Origin of the sequence: Streptomyces sp. NBC_01622, from assembly GCF_045209635.1 — a bacterium.
Lineage (GTDB): Bacteria > Actinomycetota > Actinomycetes > Streptomycetales > Streptomycetaceae > Streptomyces.
Genome location: NZ_CP109293.1, coordinates 10,714,160 through 10,726,830, shown reverse-complemented (window position 1 = coordinate 10,726,830; position 12,671 = coordinate 10,714,160). Strand labels below are relative to the sequence as shown.

General features: G+C 71.4%; 7 protein-coding genes. 4 read left to right on the top strand and 3 right to left on the bottom strand.

Annotation, left to right across the window (positions count from 1 at the left end; all coding sequences use genetic code 11):
- Positions 1 to 6: 6 nt before the first annotated feature.
- On the bottom strand, positions 7 to 1,185 hold the full coding sequence (locus OH768_RS49565; RefSeq protein WP_406463831.1) for a cytochrome P450: 1,179 nt from the start codon (positions 1,183 to 1,185) through the stop codon (positions 7 to 9).
- Positions 1,186 to 1,702: 517 nt separating this feature from the next.
- Here OH768_RS49565 and OH768_RS49560 point away from each other — a divergent pair.
- Both OH768_RS49560 and OH768_RS49555 read left to right on the top strand, forming a co-directional pair.
- Positions 1,703 to 4,246 (top strand): SpoIIE family protein phosphatase, encoded by a 2,544-nt coding sequence (locus OH768_RS49560; protein WP_406463830.1) that lies wholly within the window; start codon positions 1,703 to 1,705, stop codon positions 4,244 to 4,246.
- 76 nt (positions 4,247 to 4,322) lie between these two features.
- Positions 4,323 to 7,049 carry a SpoIIE family protein phosphatase gene (locus OH768_RS49555; protein ID WP_406463828.1) on the top strand — a complete coding sequence of 909 codons (2,727 nt, stop codon included), beginning with the start codon at positions 4,323 to 4,325 and terminating at the stop codon, positions 7,047 to 7,049.
- Between the two features lie 229 nt (positions 7,050 to 7,278).
- Here the strand turns inward: OH768_RS49555 and OH768_RS49550 are convergent, their stop codons facing one another.
- Positions 7,279 to 8,766 (bottom strand): esterase, encoded by a 1,488-nt coding sequence (locus tag OH768_RS49550; protein WP_406463827.1) that lies wholly within the window; start codon positions 8,764 to 8,766, stop codon positions 7,279 to 7,281.
- Positions 8,767 to 8,890: 124 nt separating this feature from the next.
- Complete coding sequence (locus tag OH768_RS49545; protein ID WP_406463825.1) at positions 8,891 to 10,726, bottom strand: glycoside hydrolase family 15 protein; 1,836 nt, start codon at positions 10,724 to 10,726, stop codon at positions 8,891 to 8,893.
- Positions 10,727 to 10,880: 154 nt separating this feature from the next.
- Between OH768_RS49545 and OH768_RS49540 the strand changes: the two genes are divergently transcribed.
- On the top strand, positions 10,881 to 11,078 hold the full coding sequence (locus tag OH768_RS49540) for a hypothetical protein (protein WP_406463824.1): 198 nt from the start codon (positions 10,881 to 10,883) through the stop codon (positions 11,076 to 11,078).
- Between the two features lie 99 nt (positions 11,079 to 11,177).
- Positions 11,178 to 12,581: a Si-specific NAD(P)(+) transhydrogenase gene (sthA, locus tag OH768_RS49535; protein ID WP_406463822.1), complete on the top strand. Its 1,404-nt coding sequence runs from the start codon at positions 11,178 to 11,180 to the stop codon at positions 12,579 to 12,581.
- Positions 12,582 to 12,671: the final 90 nt, after the last annotated feature.

Here is a 12,671-nt window from a genome sequence, read left to right as displayed (position 1 = left end):
CCCGCGTCAGGCCGCGTTGTCCCACCGCACATGAAGCGTCGGCGGCTTGCGGAAGACCAGCCCGTGCGGGGCCGTCGGGTGGTCCGGGTCGAGGCGCAGGGACGGGAAGCGGTCGAGCAGGTGGTGGAGGGCGATACGGGTCTCCAGGCGGGCGAGGTGCGCGGCGAGGCAGTAGTGCGGGCCGTGGGCGAAGGCGAGTTGGAGGCGTGCGTTCTCGCGGCGGACGTCGAAGCGGTCGGGGTCGGGGAAGACCGCCGGGTCGCGGTTGGCGCCGGTGAGGGAGACCGTGACCAGGTCGCCCTCGCGGATCGTGGCCGGGCCGAGGACGGTGTCCCGGGTGGCGTAGCGGTCCACGACGGCCGCGCCGGGTTCGAGGCGCAGCGATTCCTCGATCGCGCCGTCCAGCAGGCCCATGTCGGCGCGGACGAGGGCGAGTTGGTCGGGATGCCGGAGCAGGTGCAGCAGCGCGTTGGTGATCATCGCCTCGGTGGTCTCGATGCCGCCGAACATCAGCACGGCGGCGTTGGAGGCGACTTCGGGCACCGTCAGCTGCCCGGCGGCCGAGACCAGGAGTGAGGCTCCGGCCCGGTCGGCGACGGTGGCCTCGACGGCCGCGCGCAGTTCCGCATAGGCGGCCGTACCGGCGGCTCCCGCCGTGTGCCCCGCGGTGATGTCCGAGACCGACCGCACGATGGCGTCGTACCAGGAGAGCACGGTGGACGGAGTGGTGCCGGTCAGTCCGAGCGCCTCGGTCACGACGGCGACCGCCAGTGGGCCGGCGAAGGCGCGGCGCAGTTCGCCGGCGCCCGCCGGTCGCAGCGCGGTGACGAGCCGGTCGGTCTCCCGCTCGATGAACGAGGCGAAGCCGTCCCGTACTTCGCGTGGGCGGAAGGGCGCGGTGAAGGGTTCGCGGTGGCGGGTGTGCTGTTCTCCGTCGAGGGAGAGCATGCTCGGGCCGACGACCTGGCCGGTGGAGAAGCGGGGGTCGTCCACCGTGAAGGTGGTGGCGTCCCGCATCACGTTGAGCGCGAGGTCGCGCCGGGTCACCAGCCAGCCGTCCAACTCGGGCAGCCAGGACACGGGTTCACTCTCGCGGAGCCGCGCCAGCCTGGGATGCGGGTCGCGGGCGAGTTCGGCGAGCGTGGTCCCGGCGCCGAGCGGGTAGGCGGCGGCGACCGTACTCATCGCGTTCCGGGTCGGAGCAGAGGGAAACTGGCCATGGCCGAGGCTAACAATCCGGGCATGGCCGGCCGCGGGTGGGGCCGTACGGCGAGACGGCCGTCACCGCGTGCCACCTCTCGGTCGCCGTGTGTTCCGCCGCCCGGTCGGCCACCGCCGACGGATACGGGCAACAGATCGAATTCGCCCCGCGAGAGACGGAGTTTGCGCCATCCTGAACGCCACGAGACGCGGACCCGGTCACAGAAGCACGTCGGGCCTCAACTCCCTGTCACAACTGCCCACTCAACGCCCTGATCCGGCACCCTCGGCCCGACCCGACGACACCACACCGCACCCGGCCACCGCCACTGAAACCGACACCGACCCTTGAGTCACTCTTGATCACTTCATCAGACACCGACGGACCGGCGATACCCGTGCCTCTCCAGCCCATCCCGACCGCCCAGGTGACCCCAGCCGCGTCCTGGCGCATTCTTGCTGTGTCACCCACCCGGCGCCACAGGGACGAGGTAGAGCCCCGATGACTGGGAGTGCCCAGCGCGAGAAGGGGACGCCCGGACGGCTCGCCGAGCTGCTCATCGACGCCTCCACGGAGGCGATCGACGCGGCCGGCGGCCACTCCGGGGGCGTCTACCTGCGGTCGAGCACGCCCGGACTGCTGCGCCTCGCCGTGCTGGCGGGGCTGCCAGGGCCGCTGTTCCGCCCCTGGAACCGGCTGCACGTCGACAGCAAGTTCCCCGTCGCGGACGCCTACCGGCTCGGCGTCCAGGTGGTCCTGCCGAACGCCGCGGAGTGCATGCGCCGCTACCCCCAGTTCGCCGCGAGTCTGCCCTTCCAGTTCGGCTCGCAGTACGTGCCGGTCATGAGCGGGTCGACGACGTACGGCGTGCTCACCGTGTTGCGGCCGTCCGCCGCGGACACCACCGAGGTGCTGTCCGGCCTCGACCGCATGACACGGCTGGCCGAGGAGCTGGGCGCGGCGCTGCGGGACCTGGAGGACGAGCACAAGGACGAGGAAGGTCCGTGCGTCGCCTGGGACGGCGAGCCGGTGTGCGTCCGGACGGCGGCCACGCACCGCCCCGAGGGCCGGATGGCCCGGTTCGTGTGGGACCCGGTGACGGCCGTCGTCACCGGGGACAGTGCCCTGCACACCGTGCTGGGCGTGAAGCCGGGCGAATCCCCCGGCACCGCCCGGGCCGTCGCGGACGCCCTGGCCCCTGGCGACACGTACCAGGTCATGGCGGCGCTGCGGGCGACGGCCGCCGGGAAGCCCCCGCCGCTGCCCCTGCGGGTGCGGGCGGCGGACGGCTCGGTCCGGCTGCTGGACCTGTGGACACCCGCCACCGGCCCCGTCCCGCCCGGCGGCGGGCACCCGGTCAGCGGCGTCGTCCTGGACCCGGGCCCCGCCCCGGTCGCCGACAGCGCGGCCGATCTGCTGCCGGACGGCGTGTTCTGCCTGGACCGGCTGGGACTGGTCACCTACGCCAATCCGCGCGCCGCCCAGCTGCTGGGCAGCCCGCGCGACGAGCTGCTCGGCCGACCGCTGTGGGAGGGCGTGCCCTGGCTGAACCAGATCGGCTGCGAGGACCAGCTGCGCGGCGCCCTGCTGTCGCTGGGGTCGGTGCACTTCCACGTCCGGCGTCCGGAGGGGCAGAAGCAGCCGCCGGAGCCGTACGAGGGCGACTGGCTGGCGCTGGCGGTCCATCCGGGCCACGACCAGCTGACCTGCACGGTCGCGCCGTCGACCCGGGTTTCCGGCCCGCCGATCCCGCTGGTGCCGGTGCACCCCGAGGGGGCCGACGTCCCGGGCAACGGCGTCACCTCGCTCGCTCCGCTGTACCGGCCGATCGTGCTCGCCATCGCGCTGACGGAGGCGGTCACCGCCCGCCAGGTGTCGGCGGTGGTCATGAAGGAGCTGCTGCCCGCGTTCGGCGGCCGGCGGCTCGCGATCTACCTGCTGCAGGAACGGCATCTGTACCTGGCCTGGGAGACCGGTTTCCCGCAGGGCTTCCTCGCCCCCTTCGACGGGGTCGGGCTCGACACCCGGCTGCCCGGTGTCGAGACCCTCACCACCGGACGCCCGCTCTTCTTCGACTCCATGCAGCAGCTCGCGGAGGCCTACCCGGGCATCGCGCTGGACGCGGAGGTGGGGGCACGCGCGTTCCTGCCGCTGATCGCGTCCGGACGCCCGGTCGGCTCGGCCATCCTTGGCTTCGACCGGTCCCGCAGCTTCAGCTCCGAGGAGCGCGCGGTACTCACCGCCCTCGCCGGACTGATCGCCCACGCGATGGAGAAGGCGCAGCGCTACGACTCGGAGGCCGCCCTCGCCCGCGGCCTCCAGCAGGCCCTGCTCCCCCGCCGGCTGTCGGCCCACCCGCAGGTGGAGACCGCCGGCCGCTATCTGCCGGGCACCCAGGGCATGGAGGTGGGCGGCGACTGGTACGACGTCGTGGAGTCCGGCGACGGTCTGGCGCTGGTGATCGGCGACGTCCAGGGGCACGGTGTCCAGGCCGCCGCCACCATGGGTCAACTCCGCAGCGCGGTAAGGGCGTTCGCGCTCGGCGACCGGCCGCCCGACGAGGTGATGAGCGGCACCAACCATCTCCTCATCGACCTCGACCCCGGCCAGTTCGCGAGCTGCTGCTACCTCCGTCTCGACCCGGCGAGCGGGCTGGTCCAGGTCGCCAGGGCCGGGCATCCGCCGCCGCTGATCCGTACCCCGGACGGCCGTACCCGGGTCTGGGACATTCCCGGGGGCGTAGTACTCGGGGTGGACCCGCAGGCGCAGTACCCCGTGACGGAACTCCAGCTGGAGCCCGACTCCATCCTGGCGCTCTACACCGACGGCCTCGTCGAGCGGCCCGGCGTCGACATCGACGACGGCATCGCCGCCCTGCGGGTCGCCCTCTCGAAGGCGGGCGGTCCCGCCGCACGGCCGGGCGGGCGTTCCCTGGCCGGTGTCGCCGACCGGCTCACCACGGCGGCCCGGCACGCGGCCGACCGCCCCGACGACATCGCGCTGCTGCTCGCGGCCCGGCGCGCCAAGCCCGGCAGGCACCCTTGATCCCGGTTCGGCCCCGGCCTGTCACCGGGTGTGACGCCCCTCGCCTCCTGAGGTCGGGCAGTGTAGACATGGGCTCATGGTCCGCCTGACGGGTCGGCCAAGGGCCCGGTCGACCCACCGCCCCGACGGTCTGCGCGCGCAGCGCCCGTACGACCGTGCCCGTCGGGCGCGCGAACACCGGCACCGGCGGACCGGTCTGGCCGGCCGCAGCGTCGCCGGGCAGGTGTTCATGCTGCAGGTGGTGATCGTGCTGCTGCTGGTCGTGTCGGCCGTGGTGGCGCAGGTCCTCCAGGTGCGGCACGACAGCACGCAGGAGGCCCGCAACCGGTCAGTGGCCGTCGCGGAGACCTTCGCCAACGCGCCGGGCACGGTCGCGGCCCTGAAGACCGCCGACCCCACGGCGATCCTCCAGCCGAGGGCCGAGGCCGCCCGCAAGACGTCCAAGGTCGACTTCATCGTCGTCATGAACACCGACGGGATCCGCTACACCCACCCCAAGCCGGACCGCATCGGCAAGAAGTTCGTCGGGGACATCGCCCCCGCGCTGGCCGGGCACGTCGTCACCGAGGAGATCACCGGCACCATCGGACCGCTGGTACAGGCCGTGGTGCCGGTCAAGGGCCCCGGCGGCAAGGCCGTGGGCCTGGTGTCGGCCGGGGTGACGAAGGCGAACGTCGGCGGCACCGCCGACCAGCAACTGCCGCTCCTGCTGACCGCGGCCGGAGCGGCCCTGATCCTCGCCACCGGCGGCACCGCCCTGGTCAGCAGACGCCTGCAGCACCAGACCCACGGCCTGGGCCCGCACGAGATGACCCGGATGTACGAACACCACGACGCGGTGCTGCACGCCGTCCGGGAGGGCGTGATCATCGTCAGCGGCGAAGGCCGGCTGCTGCTCGCCAACGACGAGGCACGCCAGCTGCTCGACCTCCCCGAGAACGGCGAGGGACGCCTGGTCCTCGACCTCGGACTCGACGCCGAGATGACCGCCCTGCTGACCTCCGCGCGGGTCGCGACGGACGAGGTGCACCGCGTCGGCGGCCGGCTCCTCGCCATCAACCAGCGCCCCACCGACCTGGAGGGCGGCCCGCCCGGCAGCGTCACCACCCTGCGCGACTCCACCGAACTGCGCGCTCTCTCCGGCCGCGCCGAGGTCGCCCGCGAACGTCTCAACATGCTCTACGAAGCCGGAGTGGGCATCGGCACCAGCCTGGACGTCACCCGCACCGCCGAGGAACTCGCCGAACTCGCCGTCCCCCGCTTCGCGGACTTCGTCACGGTCGACCTCTACGACGCCGTCCTGAGCGGCGAGGAACCCCAGCCCGGCACCGAGCTGCGGCGCACGGCGTACAGCGGGGTCCGGGACGACGCGCCGCTCTACCCGGTCGGCAAGCAGATCCAGTTCGTGGAGTCCGCCCCGCAGGCGCGCAGCCTCGACACCGGTGACGCCGTCGTCGAACCCCGGCTCGGCGAGGCCCCCGGCTGGCTCACCCAGGATCCGGAACGCACCGCGCAGGTCGTGGAGTACGGCATCCACTCGCTGATCACCGTACCGCTGCGGGCCGGGGCGCTGATCCTGGGCGTGGTCAACTTCTGGCGCTCCGACAAGCCCGAGCCCTTCGACTCGGACGAGCTGGCCCTCGCCGAGGAGCTCGTCGCCCGTGCCGCGGTGTCCATCGACAACGCCCGCCGCTACACCCGCGAGCACGGCATGGCGGTGACCCTCCAGCGCAGTCTGCTGCCCCGCCGACTGCCCGAGCAGACCGCGCTCGACGTCGCCTACCGCTATCTGCCCGCGAAGGCCGGGGTCGGCGGCGACTGGTTCGACGTACTGCCCCTGTCCGGCGCCCGGGTCGCCCTGGTCGTGGGCGATGTCGTCGGCCACGGCCTGCACGCGGCGGCCACCATGGGACGACTGCGCACCGCGGTCCTGAACTTCTCCGCACTGGACCTGCCGCCGGACGAACTCCTCGGTCTGCTGGACGAGTTGGTCGGCCGCATCGACCAGGACGAGACGACCGAGGACAGCGGCGCCCCGGTCACCGGAGCGACCTGCCTCTACGCCATCTACGACCCGGTGTCCCTGCGCTGCACCGTCGCCCGCGCCGGCCATCCGCCGCCGGCGCTGATCCGCCCGGACGGCACCGTCGAGTTCCCCGACGTCCCCGCCGGACCCCCGCTGGGTCTCGGCGGACTCCCTTTCGAGACCGCCGAGCTGAAGCTCGACGAGGGCAGTCGACTGGTCCTCTACACGGACGGACTGGTCGAGGACCGGGACCGGGACATAGACGTGGGCCTGGAGATGCTGCGCACGGCACTCGCCCGGGCCGGCGACTCGCCCGAGGACACCTGCCGGGCCGTCCTCGACTCGGAGCTCTCCGTACGGCCGAGCGACGACATCGCCCTGATCGTCGCCCGCACCCGCGCCCTCGGCGCCGACCGGATCGCCGAATGGCGCGTACCGTCCGACCCCGCCGCCGTATCCGACATGCGCTCCTCGGTCACCCGCCAGCTGACCCACTGGGGCCTGGACGAGCTCACGTTCACCACCGAACTCATCCTCAGCGAACTGGTCACCAACGCCATCCGCTACGGCAACGACCCAGTCCGCGTCCGCCTGTTGCGCGACCGCACCCTCATCTGCGAGGTCTACGACGGCAGCACCACGTCGCCCCACCTCCGCTACGCGGCGATGACGGACGAGGGCGGCCGGGGCCTGTTCCTGGTGGCCCAACTGTCCGAACGGTGGGGCACCCGGTACACCCCGGCGGGCAAGGTGATCTGGGCCGAACAGGCGGTGTGAGCCCTGGACTTCGCCGAGAATCGGCGCCATCACGTCGAAGTCGTTCACGAAGACGGCGATGAGCAGAGGCTCGCCCGCCGCCTCCTACTCCAGGATCCGGGACGAGGGGTTGACCGTCCGCGTCCTTCCCTGGCCGTCCAGCACGAGGACCACCAGTGCTACCGTCACGGGCACATCCGACCAGGCCGCACGCGGCGCCCGCACCGACCGCGGGCGCCGCCACGCTCCCCTACTCGTCGATCGCCGCCCCGAACCGGGCCGCCTTCGCGGCGCCGCCGAGGTCCGCCGCGCCGTACAGCGAAGAGCCGTCCGCAAGCAGGCCGTTGGGGCCCGCCGGCAGCAACCACACATAACCGTCACCGGAGTTCTCGCCCGGTGCGGAGGCGACAAGTTCGGCGCGGCCGTCGCGGTTCGTGTCGGCCAGGCGGACCTGGGAGCCCCAGGCGTCGTCGGCCTCGGCGGTGCCGGGTATGTTCGCGGTGTTCTGGTCGAAGGACTGGGCGCCGGTCGCGGTCAGGCCGTCGCGTGAACCGCGCAACAACCATACGGCGCCCGCGTCCTGGACGGTGCCGATGTCCTCGCCGGGCGCGCCGACGGCCACGTCCGCGTAGCCGTCGCCGTCCACGTCACCTACGGAGAGGTCGTTGCCCCAGGCGTCGCCGTGCTCCGAAGTACCGGGCACGCCCGGGGAGTTCTGCGACCACCAGTCCGCGGGGCCGGTGGGGCCTTCCGAACTGCCGTAGTAGACAGCGGTCTTGCCGCCGTCGTCGCCCTCGGCCTTGTCGTCGGCGCTGCTGAGCTGGCCGAGCACCAGGTCGTCGTAGCCGTCGTGGTTGATGTCGCCGGAGGCGGTGCCGAGGCCGCCGTTGAGGTCCTGACGGTATGCCAGCGAGGTCTCGCCGCCCGCGTAGAGGGCCGACCAGCCCTGCTGGTAGTCGTCGTCGGGGCTGTAGCCGGAGATGACCAGGTCGGCGAAGCCGTTGCGGTCGTAGTCGCCGGTGGTGAGGTAGGCGGGCTGGAGGCGGTGGCCGCCGGGGTGGGTGGTCGTGTTCAGGGTGCCGAGCGAGTGCAGGATGCCGGTGTGGTAGGTGAACAACTGGGCGCCGTTGTCGTCGAGTACGGCCATGGAGTCGGTGTCGGCCCCGCCGGTGAAGCGGGCCGCCGCCACGGACTGGCCGAACCGGGCGCCCGCCTTCGGGGTGGCGGAGGTGAAGGAGTCGTTCATCTCGGCTCCGAGGCCCGCCTTGGAGCCGTAGAGGACGGTGACACGGCCCGCGTCCTCGACCGTGCCCTCGTCCTCGCCGGGTGCGCCGATGATCGCGTCGTCGTAGCCGTCACCGTCCAGGTCGCCGGTGGCGATCGCCTGGCCGAAGGAGTCGTAGGTCTCCGAGGTGCCGGGGACGCCGGGCGTGGACTGGCTGATGACGGCCGTACGGCCCTTGGGGACCGTGTTGTTGGTGGCGATGCCGTTCGGGGCGCCGTACTGCACGGTGACGTATCCGGCGCCCTCCTTGCCGTCGACGGTGCCCGACGGGGCGCCGATCAGGACGTCGTCGTAGCCGTCCCCGTTGAAGTCGCTGTTGCGGTCGACGGCGCTGGTGCCGCCCGGGACGCCCGCGTAACTGGCCGGGGCGGCGACGATGCCGGCGCCGGCCAGGAGCAGGAAGGTCGCGGACGCGACGGCGGCGGAGACCTTCTTGCGTGACACGTTCGTCATGATGTGTTCCCCCGTGGGTCAAATTTGTTGCGGTCAGGGGGTTCGACACGAGACATGCCAAGAGAGTTGTGGCGCTCCGGTGGGCTGTGACACCTCAGTGACACTTGTTGCGCGGGCGGACGGATCAGCCGAGCGCCCGGTCCAGGTTGAACGCGGCGCTGATCAGGGCGAGATGGGTGAACGCCTGGGGGAAGTTGCCCTGTTGCTCGCCGGTGCGGCCGATCTCCTCGGCGTACAGGCCGAGATGGTTGGCGTAGGTGAGCATCTTCTCGAAGGCGAGGCGGGCCTCGTCGACGCGGCCGGCCCGGACCATGGCCTCGACGTACCAGAAGGAGCAGATCGAGAACGTGCCCTCGTCGCCGCGGAGTCCGTCGGGGCTGGCCTGCGGGTTGTAGCGGTAGACGAGCGAGTCGGAGACCAGTTCCTCGGTCAACGCGTCCAGTGTGGAGAGCCACTTGGGGTCGGTGGGCGCGATGAACTTCGCCAGCGGCATCATCAGCAGTGCGGCGTCGAGGACGTCGCTGCCCTCGTACTGGACGAAGGCCTGGCGGGTCTCGGACCAGCCGCGGTCCATGATGCGGCGGTAGATGGTGTCGCGGCAGCCGCCCCAGTACGGCAGGTTGGCGGGCAGGCCGCGGCGGCTGGCGAGGCGGATCGCGCGCTCGATCGCCACCCAGCACATCAGGCGTGAGTAGAGGAAGTTCTTGCGGCCGCCGCGGGTCTCCCAGACGCCCTCGTCGGGCTGGTCCCAGTTGACGCAGACCCAGTCGACCAAGGCGCACACGTCGTCCCACTGGGCGCTGGAGATGGGCTCGGCCCACTTGTCGTAGAGGTAGATGGAGTCGATGAGGGCGCCGTAGATGTCGAGTTGGAGCTGGTCGGCTGCGGCGTTGCCGACGCGGACCGGGGCGGATTTCTGGTGGCCTTCGAGGTGGGGGAGTTCGCGTTCGGCGAGTTCGGTGCGGCCGTCGATGCCGTACATGATCTGCAGCGGGCCGGAGGGGTTGCCGTCGCCGGGGCTGATGTAGCGGGTCACGAACTGCATGAACGCCTTCGCCTCGCCGGTGAAGCCGAGGCGCAGCAGCGCGTAGACGCAGAAGGCGGCGTCGCGGATCCAGACGTAGCGGTAGTCCCAGTTGCGCTCGCCGCCGAGCTGTTCGGGGAGGCTGGTGGTGGGGGCGGCGACGATCGCGCCGGTGGGGGCGTAGGTGAGCAGCTTGAGGGTGAGGGCGGAGCGGTGGACCATCTCGCGCCAGCGGCCCCGGTAGCGGGACTGGGACAGCCAGCGCCGCCAGTAGGCGACGGTCGTGTTGAACTCGTCCTCGGCCTCCGTGCGCGCGCAGCCCCGGGGTGTGACCTCGCCGTCGACCTGGTCGAGGGCGAACACCTCGGACTCGCCCTCGTCGAGCTTGAAGTCGGCCCACACGTCGACCTCGTCGCACTCCAGGGGCACGGTGGCGGTGAGCGCGAGGGATTTCTCGGCGGACTCGAAGAGGGCCACGTCGCCGAGCATCCGCGCGGTGTGCGGGCTGGCCCCGTAGTCGAACCTGGGCGCGACCCTGGTCCGGAACGGGACCGAGCCGCGCACGCACACCACGCGCCGGATCAGCCGGTGCCGGGCCGCCTCGTCCGACTCCCCGGTCACCGGCATGAAGTCCTGGACCTCGCCGACGCCGTCCTCGGTGAAGAACCGGGTGATCAGGACGTTGGTGTCGGGGAAGTAGAACTGCTTGGTGCGGGCGGGCACGGCGGCGGCGAGCTCGAAGGAGCCGCCGCGTTCCGCGTCCAGGATCGCGGCGAAGACGCTGGGGGCGTCGAAGGACGGGCAGCAGTACCAGTCGATCGTGCCATTGGTGCCCACCAGGGCCACGCTCCGCAGATCGCCGATCAGTCCGTGCTCGGCGATGGGCAGATATCCGGGTCCGGTGGGGGTGTCCTGGTGGGGCGGGGTCTCGACCATCGCGGCAGCCTCCCTGGTTCGGGCCCGCGCGGGCCGGTTCCCAGCTTAGGTTCACGTTCTCGTTCGGCCACTCTTCCGGATGCACACTGGGGTCGGGCACGGAATCGTGGGAGTGGGACCCACGGCACGTGCCCGGCCCCGACGAGGAGGCACCATGTCGACAGCACAACCCGATGACGGCGCCGATCACGCCACCCCGGACGCCCTGCTGCACATCCGCACCGGTACCGAGGTGGCCCCGGAGGACGTGGTCCTGGCGGCCGGCCGGGACGTCACCCCGGAGACCCTGGAGTGGGCCCGGCGGAAGATCGAGACGGAGGGGGCGGCGGCGCTGGAAAAGCTGCTTCCCTAGGCGTCGCGTGGGCATCCGGCTGCCGATCGGCCGTCTCGTCGGCACCTGGTTACCCGTTCACCCTTTCGGAGAAGGCGCTCCGGCTGACAGACTCCGGAGGTGCCCGACTTCGACATGCTTGTCATCGGTTCAGGACCGGGTGGCCAGAAGGCCGCCATCGCCGCGGCCAAGCTCGGCCGCCGGGTCGCCGTCGTCGACCGCCCGAACATGGTCGGCGGCGTCTCCATCCACACCGGGACCATCCCCTCCAAGACCCTGCGTGAGGCGGTGCTGTATCTCACCGGTCTCACCCAGCGTGATCTGTACGGGCAGAGTTATCGCCTGAAGGACGACATCACCGTCGGCGACCTCACCGCGCGGACGCAGCACGTGGTCAGCCGTGAAGTGGACGTCATCCGCAACCAGTTGTCGCGCAACCAGGTCTCGCTGTTCGCCGGCACGGGCCGCTTCGTCGACCCGCACACCATCGCGCTGACCGAAGTCACCGGCCACGAACGGCTGTTGACCGCGGAGCACATCGTCATCGCCACCGGTACGCGTCCCGCGCGGCCGGACACCGTCGAGTTCGACGGGCAGACCATCATGGACTCGGACAACGTCCTGGACCTGCCCAAGGTCCCGCGGTCCATGGTCATCGTGGGGGCCGGTGTCATCGGCATGGAGTACGCCTCCATGTTCGCCGCACTCGGCAGCAAGATCACCGTGGTGGAGAAGCGCGCCGGCATGCTGGACTTCTGCGACCTGGAGGTCATCGAGTCGCTCAAGTACCACCTGCGGGACCTCGCCGTGACCTTCCGCTTCGGGGAGACCGTGGCCGCCGTCGAGCGGCACACCAACGGCACGCTGACGGTCCTGGAGAGCGGCAAGAAGATCCCGGCCGACGCCGTGATGTACTCCGCGGGCCGGCAGGGACTCACCGACGAACTCGACCTGGACAAGGCCGGGTTGTCCGCCGACAAGCGCGGCCGGATCGACGTCGACGAGAACTACCGCACCGCGGTCCCGCACATCTACGCCGTCGGCGACGTCATCGGCTTCCCGGCGCTCGCGGCGACCTCGATGGAACAGGGCCGTACGGCCGCGTACCACGCCTGCGGTGAGCCGGTGCACCGGATCGACGACCGGCAGCCGATCGGCATCTACACCATCCCGGAGATCAGTTTCATCGGGAAGACCGAGGACCAACTCACCGAGGAATGCATCCCGTTCGAGGTCGGCATCTCCCGCTACCGCGAACTCGCGCGCGGCCAGATCATCGGCGACTCGCACGGCATGCTGAAACTGCTGGTCTCCCCCACCGACCGCACCCTGCTCGGCGTGCACTGCTTCGGCACCGGCGCGACGGAGCTCATTCACATCGGCCAGTCGGTGATGGGCTGCGGCGGAACGGTCGACTATCTCGTGGACGCGGTCTTCAACTACCCGACGCTGGCCGAGTCTTACAAGGTCGCCGCCCTCGACGCCACGAACAAACTGCGACAGATCGACCGACTCGGCGACTGATCGTTCACAGGAGATTACTCGCTGGTCAATCTTGAAAGGTCAAGAGGTACGGCTATCATCACACCCACACACGGTGTGACCGTCCGCCGA